The following is a 15,781-nucleotide window of genomic DNA, read 5'->3' on the forward strand; positions in this document are numbered from 1 at the left end:
GGTTGGTCCAATGGAGTTTTTTTAATATTTACCTGCCCTATGCTTTTCTTGCCAATCGAATAGCTGCTGCCAGAGACCTTCGTGAGCCATTTTTGCTTGCATAGGCCAAGAGGCAGGGTCGTGGATACGGTACCTTTTTCCACCAGTATTTAAAACTTCTTGGCATTTGTCCACAGAGCACTCGGCCAGTGCCTTCCATGTTTTAACGCCAACGTTGTGGAACAGACCTTCAATTTTGGGGCCGATTCCCTCCACAAGTTTTAAATCATTTTCTTTAATGGTTTTCCCAAATATAGCCTTAGCCTCCGAGGGGTCGAATAGGTGCGTTTCCGGTTTGGGTGACCCTACGATTTTTTCAATATCCAGGGATCTTATTTTTGAATTGTCCAGCCTTTTATGACAATTCTCCAAATCCGATTTTAACTTGGTGTTCTCAATTTCAAGAAGATTAAGGGCCTCTGTGTTTTGTGAAACGGAAGGCGTGTCGGACTTTCCAAAAAAATAACCGAGAACAGCAGAAATGATCCCTACACCGGCCAGTAAAATCCAATACCATAAAGTTGAAGTTTCCCAATCCATTTTTAAAAAATAAACACCATGTAAACGAGACATTTAAAATATTAAAAAAATCTTAAAATTCTAAATAAATGTATCAGAAATTGAGGGAGTTAGCAAAAAATACGATTCGCTGAAATGGAATTGAAACGGATAAAGGGCAAAAAGGAACCAATCATACAATTTTTATGGCCACTTGTAAGATACCTTTTAGAAACTATGGGGAATATACTGAACTTTAGGCCAAATATTAGGTAAAGAACCCTATTTCTCCCGACAAAGTTCCGGCATTGGAGTAGGGTTTTAAATTTAAGTTTGAGTTAGTTAAGTTGGTTTAAAGACCGCCCCTCCGGTAAGACTACTGAAAGGGCGGCTTTATGTTTTTATAGATCAAACTTAATGCCTTGTGCCAAAGGCAGCTCCGTTGTATAGTTAATGGTGTTGGTCTGTCTGCGCATGTAAATTTTCCAAGCATCGGAACCACTTTCCCTGCCTCCACCAGTCTCTTTTTCTCCACCAAACGCTCCACCGATCTCAGCACCGGAAGTTCCAATATTTACGTTGGCAATTCCACAATCGGAACCTTCTACGGAAAGGAATCGTTCAGCTTCACGCAGGTTGTTGGTCATAATAGCGGAAGAAAGTCCTTGTCGAACCCCATTTTGGAGTTCCAAGGCATTTTCAAGGTCTCCGCTGTATTTAAGAAGATATAGTACAGGGCCAAATGTTTCGTGCTGGACAATTTCGTAATGATTCTCTGCCTCTGCAATGGCCGGTTTTACATAGCAACCGCTTTCATATCCTTCACCTTCCAGTACCCCACCTTCAACCAAAATAGTTCCACCTTCTGCCTCAACTTTTTCCAATGCGGACAAGTAGTTTTTAACGGCATCTTTATCAATAAGCGGTCCTACGTGGTTGTTTTCATCCAGAGGATTTCCAATTTTGATCTGCTTGTAGGCGTCAACTATGGCATTTTTCACCTTATCGTAAACTTCTTCATGAACAATCAATCTACGGGTAGAGGTACAACGTTGTCCACAAGTGCCCACGGCTCCGAATACGGCTCCGATAACGGTATTTTTAATATTGGCATCCGGGGTAACGATTATGGCATTGTTGCCCCCAAGCTCCAACAATGTTTTACCAAGGCGTTCGGCCACGGTTTTGGCCACTATTTTTCCCATTCTTGTAGATCCCGTGGCGGAGATCAATGGAATGCGCTCGTCCTTTGTCATCAGCTCGCCTATGGTATAATCTCCGGTAATTAAGCAGGAAATACCTTCGGGAACGCCATTTGCGGCAAATACACGGGCAGCAATATTTTGGCATGCAACGGATGTGATGGGGGTTTTTTCCGAACCTTTCCAGATACAGGCATCACCGCAGACCCAGGCCAAGGCTGTATTCCAGGACCAAACGGCCACGGGGAAATTAAAAGCGGAAATAATTCCTACAACTCCTAGTGGATGATATTGCTCGTACATGCGGTGACCTGGACGCTCACTGTGCATGGTAAGTCCGTGCAGTTGACGGGATAGTCCCACTGCAAAATCACAGATGTCGATCATTTCCTGCACCTCGCCCAATCCTTCTTGGTAGCTTTTTCCCATTTCGTAGGACACTAACTTGCCCAATGGCTCTTTTAACCGTCTAAGTTCATCGTTGAATTGACGAACCACTTCGCCACGTTGGGGCGCTGGCATGGTTCTCCATTTCTTGAAGCCTTCCCGAGCGGTACTGATCACTTTTTCATAATCTTCAGGGGTGGTAGCTTTGACCTTCCCGATAAGTGCACCATCTACTGGAGAATAAGATTCTATGATTTCACCATTTGAAAACCAATCTTTTCCGGTAGAGGTACCATTATTGATTTCGTTCAAGCCCAACTCTTTTAAGGCTTCTTCTATTCCAAAAGCAGCTGCTATTTTTGACATTTATAACTTTTTAGTAGTGAATTGTTATATTTTTACAATATTACGAATAATCTTATTATTCTTAAGGGTTTACAGGAATTGATGGATCAGAAGCAATCCTAGACCTAAGATGGCCGGAAGGCCTTGCACGATCAATATTTTTTTAGATGCGGTGAGAGCTCCGTACAGTCCGGCCACGGCAACACACCCCAAAAAGAAGAGGGCCACATAAATTTGCCATTCGGCATTTTGTATGAACAGTGACCAGATCAGTCCTGCTGCCAAAAAACCATTGTAAAGGCCTTGATTGGCGGCCAATGTTTTGGTAGGTTCGAACAAATCTTCCGGAAAACTACGGAATACCTTTTTTGCTTTGGTGGTCCAAGCGAACATTTCCAGCCATAGAAAATATATGTGGAGCAAGGCCACGATCCCAATTATGATCTTTGCGAATAGGAGTATCATTCTTCTTTGGCTACAAAACGTTCGTCCACAGGCATAATGGTACCACAATTATCACAGGTGCGCAATTGTTCCGATCCATAAAAGTGCTTAAAATGACCTAGGAAATCTTTCTCGATATCATTCAATTTAAAGTAAACCTCGTGCAGTTTGTGGTTGCAATTGTCGCAAAACCACAATAATCCATCCTCTGCATCCAGATCGGTACGTTTGCGTTCCACCACGAGCCCGATCGACCCTTCTTTTCGTACCGGGGAGTGGGGTACTTTAGCTGGATGAAGGTACATGTCCCCGGGGCCCAACTTCATGGTTTTCTTTTGTCCATCTTCCTGGATATTTACCTCAATATGACCTTCTAACTGATAAAAAAGCTCTTCGGTTTCGTTGTAATGATAGTCTTTGCGTGCATTGGGCCCGGCCACGATCATTACTATATAATCACCGGATTCTTTGTAGAGGTTTCTGTTCCCTACCGGCGGTTTTAGGGTATCTCGGTTTTCCTCAATCCATTTATTTAGATTGAAAGGTGCCTGTATAGCCATTTTCAAAGATTTTACGAAAGGTAAAAAAATCCTTGCTGGCAACATAGCGATTAACAAAAAAGACCCGCTTAACGACGGGTCTTGATATACTTTTACTCGAAAAACCTATTCAACCTTTAAGAAAATCTGGGTGTAGTACGGTCTCCCCTCTTTATCTAGTTGTACACTAAGTGTAGTATGGGTAAAATCGCCTTCCATGGCAGCTTTATGAGAGGAGCTTTCTATCCAACCCTCTAAAGTTTTGGCAGCCGAGGTATAGTATCTTGCTACATTTTCCGAGACACTGATAGCATCGGTTTCTGCTGCTATTTTTGATGCTCTCGAATCAAAATTATCGTGACTAAGGGCATTGCGAGAAATCATGTAATCGTTATGTTCTTCGGCATATTTATAGGAGGGAGCACTTTTGGATAGTGAGCTTAACCCTTTCGATTTGCGATGTTCGTTGACCAAACCTAACAAATCTTCCTCCATTTTAGCCGGGTCAACTGTTTGTTTTTCATTTCCAAGAGTAGCTTCTGTATATCCCAATTCTTCTTCTTGAGCGGGTGTGGTGCTACAAGCGGTGAGGGCAAGAGCAAGCGCTACGGCCAGCAAAGTGCCATATAATTTTTTCATTTTCGGGGTGTTTTCGGGAGTGTTCTAAGTTCCCTTGTGTTCTCATTGCTAAAATAGCGGAGCACCTTTCTTATTCCATGAAATTTCCATGTTTGGCCAGATTATTACGTTGAAATACAGGAAAAAGGAAACAAAGGGTTTTTTGGGAGTGATTTTTGTCATTTTATACCAAGCCGGTTATATTATCTCTTCGGTGGCTTCAATGTTATCGGAAGGTATAGTTTTTTCGTCATCAAAAACATAGGAGAAGATCAGATCGCCCAAATCTTTGATCGGTTCGTAAAAAACAGAATCTTCTTTGGTTTCCTCATTAATTAGGCCCAAAGGAGTCGTGAGTTTTTCAAAAAAAATAAGGAAAGCGCCTAGAATAACAGCAACCTTCAAAGCGCCAAAAATACCGCCTGCGACTTTGTTCAAAAGCCCGAGCATGGCAAAATCGGCAATCTTGGTCAATATTTTACCGGCCAAGTTTACTGTAACGATGATGACAAAAAAGGTTATTAAAAAGGCCGCTATTTTTAGGTATTGCTCGCTCCAATCAAATTGTGCGGCCAAATAATCGCCAGTGATGTGGGAAAAATGGATAGCACCGTACAGTCCAGCAATAAGAGCAATCAAAGAGGCCAGCTCAACAAACAGTCCGTTCTTTAAGCCTTTATATAGGCCCCATACCAATAGAATTCCGATGATGATGTCCAAAAAGCTCATACAAGGGTTTTAACAAATATAGAATATTGATTTGTACCTTTGAAACTCATATCAAAAACAGATGTCAAGAGACGAACAATTAAAGGAACGATGGGAATTTTTGGTGGCAAAATTGTCTGCACAGTTTTCTGATGGTGACCCTTTGGAGTTGGACGGGATTGTTTATTTGGTAGGGGTCCAAGAGCTTGGAGATTTTCATCGTAAGTTTAAAAAGGACGAGAAGGTCAATCTGATGCACATTGCTATCTGCCGCCTTTTGGAACCTTATGGCTATTACGATTTTGATTTTTTTGATGAAGATGGATGGCCCCATTACAAAGTAAAGGAACAACTACCACTGCTAAAAGCAGGGGAGCAGACCGTGTTAATGAAGGAAGCTGTGGTGAATTATTTTCTGGAAAAGGAGTACATTGTTTAAATGGAACTTAAAAAACCATACTACGCTGTAATTTTTACCAACCTGAGAACCGAAGGAGATAATGGATATGGCCAAATGGCTGAAGAAATGGAAGCATTGGCCCGAAAACAATCAGGGTTTTTGGGTTTTGAAAGTGCCCGGGATGGCATGGGCATTGCCGTTAGTTATTGGGAAAGTCTGGAGGCCGTTGCCAACTGGAAATCTCAACTAGATCATAAAAAAGCTCAAAAACGAGGAATAGAAACCTGGTATTCTTGGTACAAAGTACGCATATGTCGCGTGGAGCGTGAATACGAATTCAATAAATAAAATTTTATGGGAGGGAACATCGATTTTTCAAATGTGAATAGAAGAGAGGCCCTCCAAAACATTGATAGGGATTCCTATGACCTTGTGGTGATCGGCGGTGGTATTACCGGTGCCGGTATTGCTTTGGATGCTTCTTCCAGAGGAATGAAAGTCTTACTGCTTGAAAAAGGTGATTTTGCCTCTGGTACCAGTAGCAAATCCACTAAACTGATCCACGGCGGACTACGCTATTTAAAACAATTTGATTTTTGGTTGGTAAAAGAAGTAGGTTCCGAACGGGCCATCGTTCATAAATTGGCCCCGCATTTGGTGATTCCCGAAAAAATGTTGCTCCCTTTGATCGAGGGTGGTTCCTACGGAAAATGGTTGACTTCCATTGGTTTAAAAGTCTACGATATTCTGGCGCAGGTTTCGGGGGACGATAAACGCCAGATGCTGGAGAAGAAGGAGGCCATGAAACTGGAGCCCCTTTTGCCCAAAAAGATTTTGAACGGTGCTGGATACTATGCCGAGTACCGCACCGATGATGCGAGACTTACTTTGGAAAACCTAAAAACAAGCCTTCAATTTGGTACGCGGATATTCAATTATACCAAGGTCACCGATTTTCTGTATGACGATGAAAAGGTAGCAGGGGTCAAGTTTACGGACGAAGTGTTTGGAGACGAGTACAAGATTTCATCAAAATATGTGATCAATGCGGCAGGTCCCTGGGTGGATGAGCTGCGTAGTGTGAACCAATCCAAAAAAGGCAAGCGTTTGCACTTGACCAAGGGTGTCCATTTGGTATTTCCGAAGGAAAAACTTCCCGTGAAGCAATCCGTTTATTTTGATATTCCCGATGGGAGGATGATGTTTGCCATTCCACGTGGCAAGGTTACCTATATTGGGACGACAGACACCAATTATAATTCGGACAAAGATCATGTGACCACAGAATTGGCCGATGCCATTTATTTGATTTCTGCCGTTAACCATATGTTCCCCGACATTCAACTGGAACTGGATGATATTATTTCTTCATGGGCTGGACTACGCCCCTTGATTCACGAAGAGGGCAAATCCGCTTCTGAATTATCCCGAAAAGATGAAATTTTCACCTCTGAATCTGGATTAGTGAGTATTGCCGGAGGTAAACTTACGGGCTATCGAAAAATGGCAGAGCGCACCGTGAACCGTATTTCCCAAAAAATGGAAGAAGATTATGGAGTAGAACTCAAAGCGTGTACCACGGATAAGATTCCACTTTGTGGAAACGACTTTAAAAAGTTCAAACATGTAAAAAAATACATTGCCGAACTTCAAGAGCGGCTTCAAGGGGATGGTTTTACAAAGTACGAAGCTTGGTATTTAGTAACCACCTATGGTAAGCAGGCAGAAACTATTTTGGAATTGTATGCTAAGATTAAGGGAAACGACCCCCAAGAAAACATGATTCGGGCAGAAGTACAATTTGCCATTGCCTACGAAAAAGCATTGAATCCCTTGGATTTTTTCATTCGGAGAACGGGCAGGCTTTATTTTGATATTGATAGTGTTCGGAAATACAAAGAAGCTGTTTTTGAAGAGTTCCAAAAATCATATAACTACTCCGATGAAGAAATGGAGGCCTTTTCAGTAGAGCTGGATGCTCAATTAAAGGAGCATTCCGATTTTTCTTTGGAGCGGGGTTAATCCAACTTCTCTGTTAAATATATTTTTCTTTGCCAAAACCTATCAATTCGAGTAAAATACATCGGTTTTTGTTGATTTCCAGTTCTCGACACGATTTTTCTTTTGAAGAATACTGAAAATTATCAATCCGTCAATTCAAAACCACCATACATCAATTTAAAAGAAGTATCCGTGGATTCTGAGAGTTTTGAAAGATAATTTTCACATAGCTTCATACCAAGTCTTACAATTTTTTGCGCAAATCTTGAAGTAAGTAAAACTGATTTCTTAACCTATTAATTTTTTAGAAAATGAAGAAAGCAATTTTTTTATTGAGTACTGTTTTTGCTATTGGTTTTTCCTCAAATGGTTTAAATGCTGCTACAGTTGAAATGCCAGTTGATTGCGAAGGAATGGCATTTGATTATGCGGATTACAATTTATAATAAAACTGGAGATGGTTTTGCGGCTGGAAAGGCTTTTACAGTTGCATATGCCTTATGTGAAATGATGTAAGTAATATAAAGGTAGTATGACCGAAATTTTCGGTCATACTACTTAAAAAATTTATTATGAAAAAGTATAGTCTAATATATATTGTTCCTTTTCTGCTTTTTGTCAATCCAACCTTCGCCCAAATTACAAGTGGAAAAATCCTCTACCGTGTAAGTATGGATAATACTGAAAACGAAAAAGAAGGTTCACCACAGTTAGAAAGGATGCATAAGGTGGTTGCCGATTCTGCCAAAAATATTCAATTGGAATTATTATTCGACCAAGAAAAAAGTGTTTTTCAACACCAGAGAGGACTTAGTATTTCGTATTATAAAGAACTAGACGAGTTTGTTAAGTACCTTACTTCTAAGGGAACTTATTTTACGAACTTAACTAACAGCGAACAAATATTGCAGACCTACTATGAAGATAGGAAATACAATGTAGAGTCAGAAATAGAAAAGCAAGATTGGACTCTGACCAAGGAAAAGAAACAAATTGGAAAGTTTTTGTGCTATAAAGCCATTCTTGATAAATCCAACACTGGATTAAATGAAGATACTATAGCCTGGTATGCCCCGGAAATCCCCGTTTCTTTTGGTCCGGTGGATTATGTGGGAAACCTTCCTGGCCTAATCTTGGAACTACAATTGCCCATAGCTACCTACACCGCTAGCAAAGTTGAACTAAACCCCAAAAAAGAAGTAATAATAAATTGGCCCCAAGATATCGAAACCATGACAGAGGAAGAATACAAAAGTGAAGGCGATAAGGTCAAAGCACAACTGGATGGAGGATGGTGGTAAGAATCAAGAAATGATTGGAATATTAATATTTCACAAAAATGAAAAGAATAATGTATTTAATTCTGTTGGGTTGTATCAATTGTGTGTTTGCGCAACAAAACTCGGTAGAGGTCACGTACAAGGTCGACCTTGTTGAAACTGAAGTTTCTGAGGTTTTAAAGGATATTTATAAAATAGCTTATGATAATGTAAAGTTCATAGATTTTAAACTTTTAGGTTATGCAAAGGAGTCACTTTTTTATAGAGAAAAACTGTTGACCAATGATGCAGAAAAAGGAGCCGATATTGCATTGACCATTCTTGGTGCAAAAGGAAGGTTTTTTACAAATCTTGAAAATGGGTTGGTTTATGAGGATTTACCAGCCTTTGGAGAGAAATTTATTGTAAAACATCCTGTAATTACAAATGAGTGGAAGCTAACCAAAAATAGTAAAAGCATTGGTAAATATTTATGCTATAAAGCCACAACGACTTATGTTGTAAATAATAGCAAAGGAAGATTTGAATTTCCGGTTATTGCTTGGTATGCTCCCGAAATCAATTTGTCTTTTGGTCCCAAAAATTATTCTGGCCTACCTGGATTAATTTTAGAACTACGTGAAAAGGATAGAATATTTTATGCTGATAAAATAAACTTGGGTCAATTGGACGAGAAGCAACGTAAGCTTATAGCTCCACCTAAGGGTAAAAAACCTATAACACAAGCAGAATTTGATGCCATAGGAGCCAAAATAGCCAAAGAACGATTTGGAGGAAGGTAATTTACATGAAATAGTCAAATTATATTGAGCCGATATTTTTTATTGATTTATATTCTTTGTTTTAGTCCCATCAACTTATTGGGTCAAAATGTTACCCTAAGGGGCACTGTATCGGATAGCACCACCACGGCACCAATGATCAACGCCAACATCTTGGCCTTCCCCAAAAATGATGGTGAGCGTACCCAGTTTGCCATTACCAACGATAAGGGTGAGTATGTGCTGCGCTTGGAAAAAGAGGTGGCCTACTCCATTGAGGTGAGCTACCTCGGCTACCAAAAACTCTCTTTTGATTATACCGTAACACAAGATGAAATAAAAGATTTGAAAATGGTGCCCAAAACCAACGACCTCGATGAGGTGGTCTTGGAATACAAAATTCCAATAGAAGTAAAAGAAGACACCATAACCTACCAAACAGATGCTTTTGTTACCGGAGAGGAACGTAAACTGCGCGAAGTACTTAAAAAGCTACCCGGCATTGAGGTGGACCGGGAAGGTAATGTGACCGCCCAAGGCAAAAAAGTGACCAAAGTTCTCGTAGAGGACAAAACCTTTTTTACAGGAAACAGCAAACTAGCCGTAAATAACATTCCTGCCGATGCCGTGGATGAGGTGCAAGTGCTGGACAATTATAATAAAATCGGATTTCTCAAAGGACTGCAGGATTCCGATGAACTGGCCCTGAACATCAAACTAAAAGAGGACAAAAAGAAATTCGCCTTTGGCGATATGGAAGCGGGTGGAGGGATCAAAGACCGCTATTTGGTGCACCCCAACCTGTTTTACTACAGTCCCAAAACCAATATCAACTTTATTGGTGACCTGAACAATATTGGGGTCAAAAGTTTCTCCTTTTCCGATTATTTGGAGTTCAATGGGGGATTTGGCAAGCTTATGGACGATATTGGAGGCTATTTTTCCCTGAGCAGGGACGATTTCTCCCAATTTTTGAACAACACCGATTTCAGGGCGAACACCAATCGCTTTGGGGCATTCAATCTTAGGCAAACGGTCTCGCCCAAAACGGACATCAACAGTTATGTAATTGCCAACAGCAGCGATACCGAAACGGAATCCAACACCCTGAACATTTACAACAATTCCGATGGATTCTTGAACGAGGACAGAACGGAACGCAACAATTACGACAATTTCTTTTTGATCGGGAAGGCAACGGTGGAACACGAACCCAACAGCGATGAGAATGTAACCCTGAATTCGTTTGCAAAATTCACCAAAAACAAGGGCGACGGCATCATTTTGACTCAGAGTGAAGATCGAAGTACTTTTTTCAACACCCTGCAAAATATTTCGGCACTGGAGCTAAAACAGAATGTGGAATACAGCAAGCGTTTTTCAAGAGCTCAAACCCTGAGTTTGGAGGGTTCTATGGCATTTCAAAAAAGCACTCCGGAGAATACTTGGGAAACGGACCAAGTTTTTCTGCAAGATTTGATTCCTTTGGAAGAAGACGATTCCTATCAAGTTTTTCAGAAGAAAGAGACCCGGACCACATCCTTTGATTTAGTATTGAAGGATTATTGGGTGCTCAACAATTTCAACCACATCTATACCACCTTCGGCACCAATTTACGGTTCGATGATTTCACAAGTGGTGAAATACAACAACTCACCAATGGAAGTATCAATGATTTTTCAGAAAATGGCTTTGGAAACCATATTAATTATCGGTTCAATGACACATTTCTGGGGCTGGAATTTAAATTTTTGGCAGGTATTTTTACGGTGAAATCAGGACTGTTTTATCACAATTACAATTGGGACAATGAGCAAGAAGGACTTTCGGTAAACAATAGCACCCAAGTTCTGCTGCCGGCTTTTGATGCAGAGGCGGAGTTCAACAGCAGCGAAAAAATACGATTCGGCTACAGGCAGCGGAGGCAATTCCCGACCATTGACCAGTTGGGCACTAATTTTATGCTGAGATCCTTCAATTCGGTGGGGTTGGGGACGCCTGATTTGGAAAACGGAAGAAACCATTCCTATTCCCTGAGCTATTATAAGTTCAGTCTATTCCGAGGTTTGAATCTGAATGTTGGTTTGACCTATAATAAAAGAACACAAAGTGTAAAGAACACCACAGTATTGGACGGCATCAATCAATTTGTAACCTACACCCTGTTCAACCAGCCCGAAAACTCCTTAAACGCCAATTTCAGATTCGGGAAGCGAATCCACAAGGTCAAGCTCAGTTTGGAAAGCAGGGGAAGCTATAACGAATTTTTCCAATTGGTGAACAACAATGTGTCCAAAAACCTTTCCCGTTCCATTTCTGCCACAGGTAAGGTGGAGACCCTTTTCGATAAATGGCCCAATTTGGAGTTGGGTTACACGCACAACCCATCGGTTTATACCACACCCACTAATAAAAACACCTTTACCAATTCGAGCATCTTTGCAAATCTGGATTATGTGTTTTTCAATGATTTCCATTTGAAGGGTGATTATGAGCGAACGGAATACACTAATGAGGGACAAAACCTGACCAATGTTTTTGATGTAGCCAACGCATCGCTGTTTTATCAAAAGGAAGACAGTCCTTGGGGTTTCGAAGTCTCCGTTCAAAACCTTTTTGATGTGCGGTTCAAAAGGCAGAACTCGTTTTCTGATTTTTTGATCAGAGACCAATCCACGTCCATCATGCCAAGGATTGTGATGTTTAAGATTTCGTATAAGCTTTAAATCAATCCAACTTCTCCGTTAATTTCTCAAACACCTTTTTCGGGTTCTTGTTTTTATAAAGCACCTGGTACACCGCGTTTATGATCGGTGTTTTGGACTTTTTCTGTAGTTTGTCCATAAGGTCATGGGCGCTTTTGGTGGCATAATAGCCTTCGGCCACCATGTTCATTTCCATCATGGCACTTTTAACCGTGTAGCCCTTGCCGATCATATTCCCGAACATGCGGTTTCTGCTAAAAACGGAGTAGCCTGTTACCAATAGGTCGCCCAAATAGGCAGAAGCATTGATGTTGCGCTTCATTTTGTACACCTTGTCAATAAACCGTTTCATCTCCCGGATGGCATTGCTCATCAATACACTCTGGAAATTGTCCCCATATCCCAGACCATGGGCGATCCCAGCTGCAATGGCATAAATGTTCTTCAACATGGCAGCGTACTCGGTTCCAATAATATCATCGGAGATTTTAGTGCGGATATAATCACTTTTTAAGTGATTTGCCACCATTTTGGCCTTATCGGCATCCGCACAGGCAATGGTTAGGTAAGATAAGCGCTCCAGTGCCACTTCCTCAGCATGGCATGGGCCGGTGATCACACCTATATCCTCGAATGGGATATTGTATTTCTCATTAAAATGTTCCCCAACAATACGCCCACTTTCAGGAACAATGCCCTTAATGGCCGAGAAGATAATTTTTCCTGTCAAGGAACTCGTCAAACATTGCAACTCCCTTTCCAAAAAAGCCGACGGAATCACAAAAATGAGTACGTCCGAAGCATCGACCACTTTGTTTATATCGTGGCTCATGCGTAGTTGATCGGTGTCAAACTCCACCGAACTCAAATAATTGGGGTTATGACCTTCCTTTTCAATATGCCGGATAGCAGAATCGCTTCGCATATACCAGTTTACCTGATCCAAATTTTCGGTCAGCATTTTTACAATGGCTGTTCCCCAACTTCCACCTCCAAGTACGCCAAAGGTAAGCTTGTCTTTCATGTATCCTAATTATGGTGTAAATCTAAAAAATAAAATAGTGTGTCTGTTTTAGATTGATTATCAAATAGTTAATAAAAATGGCACAGTGATTGGTCTAGCTAAAGTGAACCTTAAAACCTCGATTATGAAAAATAAAAAACTACTCTTTGGAATTATACTCATAGGCCTATTGGCCGGTTCTTGTTATACCGAGGTTATTGTGGAAGACGATTTTATAGAAGAATCGCCCATTAATACCGCCTTGGTCTTGGAATCCTATGATCTATGGTATGTGGATATCAATGAAACTCGTGGCAATGGTGAAGTTCCCTTTTTGCAACGCGCCTTTACGATTTCTTTTGACAGGGGAACCGTTTATGCGAACAACAATCTTTCAGGTCTGGGAAAAACAGGTAATGGAAAAGGTATCGATGTAGGCTTGTATGCGACCCTTGCCGGTCAAGTGGAAATAAACCACGATGTGGATGGATTGTGGTTGCTGGATGTGTATGCGCTGGATAATAATACATTGGAAATATATGATTCAAGATCAGATACCTCCTATGTTTTGGAAGGTTATCAAAAAAGTCAGTTTGATTATGATATGGTCTTCTACGATAATATCCAATATGTATTGCAGGAGTATCAAGTTTGGGAGAAGACCTACACTAGTGAATTAGGCGCACTAAATGAGTTCGATAATGAAAACTACTTGCAATTTTTTTCAGATGATGGCGGGTATTTTAGATCCTCCGTAGATGCACAGGGAATTCCATTGACCAATATACAATGGGATTATCAGGGAGGTTACCAAGTGTTCGATGTTGCCAACGATGCCACTCTGAAAACTTTAACACTCGATTATGACTTCTTGGGCAATGATTATTTTGAGTTGTACGTTATCAATGATAACACTATAGAATTGTACCATGTATCCAGTGGAACCGTGTACGAGTTTACAGGTAGAGGATACATCCAATATTTAAAATCGAACGGCGGAACAGGTAAAAAACGTTCAAAGACCAACAATCCTGTAATGAATGTTTCCCGTCAACGAAATATGTAAGGAAGAACTTTATGGTTCGACTATACAAACAGTTTTTTTGGTTGGTTATTTAGTTAAGGATCGCCCCGAGCTTAATTGATCGGGGCGATTTTTTTATGGATAGGTTAAAGCGGATACGATACCGTTAACCATCGTTCACCAAAAGAGCTGTTTTATAGATCGCACTAACTGTTACATTATCAAATCCTTAAAAATTCCTGGGCAATTAGGGTCTTGCATTTAATAATGCTACTTTTGCCCGCTTCAAGAAATAAGCCATGAAAAAGTATCTTAATCTTTTTGACTTTTCCCAGAAAGTAAACTATCGCACAGAAATTTTATCGGGCTTAACCGTTGCACTTGCTTTGGTGCCCGAAGCCATTGCCTTTGCATTCATTGCCGGCCTTTCCCCTTTGACAGGTTTGTATGCTGCTTTTGTAATGGGATTGGTCACGTCTATCTTGGGCGGTAGACCAGGAATGATCTCTGGGGCGACCGGGGCCGTGGCCGTAGTAATTGTAACGTTGGCACAGCAATATGGAGTAGAATATGTATTCGCCACCGTAATCCTAGCAGGTATTTTGCAGCTGTTGGCCGGAGTGCTTCGATTGGGAAAATTGATGCGCTTGGTACCCCATCCGGTTATATTTGGTTTTGTAAACGGTTTGGCGGTCATTATTTTTATGTCGCAGATGAGCCAGTTCAAAACCGTGGATGGCGAGTGGTTGAGCGGAAGTACCTTGTACATTTTCTTGGGATTGGTGTTGCTTACTATGGTAGTTATTTGGGGACTGCCCAAACTAACCAAGGTAGTTCCGGCATCTTTAGCAGCCATTCTATTAGTCTTCGGGATTGTTTTTTTCTTGGGATTGGACACACGGACCATTGGAGATATAGCTTCCATTCAAGGAACATTTCCTCCATTTCATATTCCCGACCTTCCTTTTACTTGGGAAACCTTGCAGATCATATTCCCTTTTGCCGGAATTATGGCAGGTGTTGGTCTTATTGAAAGTTTGCTGACACTGAACATTGTGGATGAAATTACCGAAACACGTGGTCGGGGCAACAAGGAAGCCGTTGCCCAGGGAACGGCCAACATACTCTCTGGATTGTTTTCTGGAATGGGTGGCTGTGCCATGATCGGACAAAGTTTGATCAACACCTCCAACGGTGCACGTGCACGCCTTTCTGGTATTGTGGCCGCTTTAATGCTCTTGGTGTTTATAATGTTCGGTTCCAGCCTTATTGAAAAAGTTCCTATGGCCGCACTTACAGGACTTATGATCATGGTAGCCTTGGGAACCTTCGAATGGGCGAGCCTAAAAACCTTCCGTAGAATGCCAAAATCCGATGTGTTGGTGATGGTGTTGGTTACTTTGGTCACCGTATTTCTTCACAATTTGGCCTTGGCCGTATTGGTAGGTGTGATTATTTCCGCACTTGTATTTGCATGGGACAACGCAAAACGTATCCGCGCCAGAAAAAGCATTGATGACGAGGGTGTAAAACATTACGAGATCTATGGTCCTTTATTCTTTGGAAGCACCACATTATTTGCTGAAAAATTTGATGTTTTGAACGATCCGGAGGAAGTGGTCATCGACTTTGCGGAAAGTAGGTTAGTCGATATGTCCGCTATTGAAGCTGTGAACAAGATTACGGAACGCTATCGAAAAGTGGGCAAAAAAGTGCACCTGAAACACTTGAGCCGAGACTGTAGAAGATTATTGGCCAATGCCGACGATATTATCGAAGTGAACGTATTGGAAGACCCAACCTATAAAGTTGTGGTGGACTAAAGT

Annotated in this window: 16 protein-coding genes; 9 read left to right on the forward strand and 7 right to left on the reverse strand. The window is 41.2% G+C overall.

Annotated elements, in window-relative coordinates:
• Positions 1 to 21 precede the first annotated feature (21 nt).
• From AB9K32_RS14915 to AB9K32_RS14940, 6 genes are all read right to left on the reverse strand, one after another.
• Positions 22 to 612: a hypothetical protein gene (locus AB9K32_RS14915; RefSeq protein WP_369885622.1), complete on the reverse strand. Its 591-nt coding sequence runs from the start codon at positions 610 to 612 to the stop codon at positions 22 to 24.
• A 326-nt stretch (positions 613 to 938) separates the two neighbouring features.
• Positions 939 to 2,492: an aldehyde dehydrogenase family protein gene (locus AB9K32_RS14920; RefSeq protein ID WP_224836133.1), complete on the reverse strand. Its 1,554-nt coding sequence runs from the start codon at positions 2,490 to 2,492 to the stop codon at positions 939 to 941.
• A 69-nt stretch (positions 2,493 to 2,561) separates the two neighbouring features.
• Positions 2,562 to 2,936, reverse strand: a complete 375-nt coding sequence (locus AB9K32_RS14925; protein ID WP_224836134.1) for a DUF1304 domain-containing protein — start codon at positions 2,934 to 2,936, stop codon at positions 2,562 to 2,564.
• On the reverse strand, positions 2,933 to 3,475 hold the full coding sequence (locus AB9K32_RS14930) for a 3-hydroxyanthranilate 3,4-dioxygenase (protein ID WP_224836135.1): 543 nt from the start codon (positions 3,473 to 3,475) through the stop codon (positions 2,933 to 2,935). The genes AB9K32_RS14925 and AB9K32_RS14930 overlap by 4 nt, the downstream gene beginning before the upstream one ends.
• Before the next feature lie 105 nt (positions 3,476 to 3,580).
• On the reverse strand, positions 3,581 to 4,093 hold the full coding sequence (locus tag AB9K32_RS14935; protein ID WP_224836136.1) for a CAP domain-containing protein: 513 nt from the start codon (positions 4,091 to 4,093) through the stop codon (positions 3,581 to 3,583).
• Positions 4,094 to 4,270: 177 nt separating this feature from the next.
• The gene (locus AB9K32_RS14940; protein ID WP_369885623.1) at positions 4,271 to 4,801 is read right to left on the reverse strand and encodes a CvpA family protein; all 531 of its coding nucleotides are present in this window, start codon (positions 4,799 to 4,801) and stop codon (positions 4,271 to 4,273) included.
• A gap of 61 nt (positions 4,802 to 4,862) precedes the next feature.
• Here AB9K32_RS14940 and AB9K32_RS14945 point away from each other — a divergent pair, with 61 nt between their 5' ends.
• From AB9K32_RS14945 to AB9K32_RS14975, 7 genes are all read left to right on the forward strand, one after another.
• Positions 4,863 to 5,219 (forward strand): hypothetical protein, encoded by a 357-nt coding sequence (locus AB9K32_RS14945; RefSeq protein WP_369885624.1) that lies wholly within the window; start codon positions 4,863 to 4,865, stop codon positions 5,217 to 5,219.
• Complete coding sequence (locus AB9K32_RS14950) at positions 5,220 to 5,528, forward strand: antibiotic biosynthesis monooxygenase (RefSeq protein ID WP_224836139.1); 309 nt, start codon at positions 5,220 to 5,222, stop codon at positions 5,526 to 5,528.
• 6 nt (positions 5,529 to 5,534) lie between these two features.
• Entirely contained in the window at positions 5,535 to 7,202 is a 1,668-nt protein-coding gene (locus tag AB9K32_RS14955) for a glycerol-3-phosphate dehydrogenase/oxidase (RefSeq protein ID WP_369885625.1), read from the forward strand.
• A 290-nt stretch (positions 7,203 to 7,492) separates the two neighbouring features.
• Positions 7,493 to 7,627, forward strand: coding sequence for a hypothetical protein (locus AB9K32_RS14960; RefSeq protein WP_369885626.1), 135 nt, complete (start codon positions 7,493 to 7,495; stop codon positions 7,625 to 7,627).
• Positions 7,628 to 7,753: 126 nt separating this feature from the next.
• Positions 7,754 to 8,482, forward strand: coding sequence for a GLPGLI family protein (locus AB9K32_RS14965; protein WP_369885627.1), 729 nt, complete (start codon positions 7,754 to 7,756; stop codon positions 8,480 to 8,482).
• 38 nt (positions 8,483 to 8,520) lie between these two features.
• Positions 8,521 to 9,243: a GLPGLI family protein gene (locus AB9K32_RS14970; RefSeq protein ID WP_369885628.1), complete on the forward strand. Its 723-nt coding sequence runs from the start codon at positions 8,521 to 8,523 to the stop codon at positions 9,241 to 9,243.
• A gap of 24 nt (positions 9,244 to 9,267) precedes the next feature.
• Positions 9,268 to 11,949, forward strand: a complete 2,682-nt coding sequence (locus AB9K32_RS14975; protein WP_369885629.1) for a carboxypeptidase-like regulatory domain-containing protein — start codon at positions 9,268 to 9,270, stop codon at positions 11,947 to 11,949.
• Between the two features lies 1 nt (position 11,950).
• On the opposite strand, the gene AB9K32_RS14980 is transcribed toward AB9K32_RS14975, so the two are convergent.
• Positions 11,951 to 12,952 (reverse strand): NAD(P)H-dependent glycerol-3-phosphate dehydrogenase, encoded by a 1,002-nt coding sequence (locus AB9K32_RS14980; RefSeq protein ID WP_224836150.1) that lies wholly within the window; start codon positions 12,950 to 12,952, stop codon positions 11,951 to 11,953.
• Positions 12,953 to 13,076: 124 nt separating this feature from the next.
• Here AB9K32_RS14980 and AB9K32_RS14985 point away from each other — a divergent pair, with 124 nt between their 5' ends.
• Both AB9K32_RS14985 and AB9K32_RS14990 read left to right on the forward strand, forming a co-directional pair.
• A complete protein-coding gene (locus tag AB9K32_RS14985; protein ID WP_369885630.1) occupies positions 13,077 to 13,997 on the forward strand; it encodes a nicotinic acid mononucleotide adenyltransferase in 921 nt (306 codons plus the stop codon).
• 257 nt (positions 13,998 to 14,254) lie between these two features.
• Positions 14,255 to 15,778: a SulP family inorganic anion transporter gene (locus AB9K32_RS14990; protein ID WP_369885631.1), complete on the forward strand. Its 1,524-nt coding sequence runs from the start codon at positions 14,255 to 14,257 to the stop codon at positions 15,776 to 15,778.
• The last annotated feature ends 3 nt before the right edge of the window (positions 15,779 to 15,781 follow it).

It is taken from the genome of Allomuricauda sp. XS_ASV26 (assembly GCF_041224615.1).
Lineage (GTDB): Bacteria > Bacteroidota > Bacteroidia > Flavobacteriales > Flavobacteriaceae > Flagellimonas > Flagellimonas alginolytica.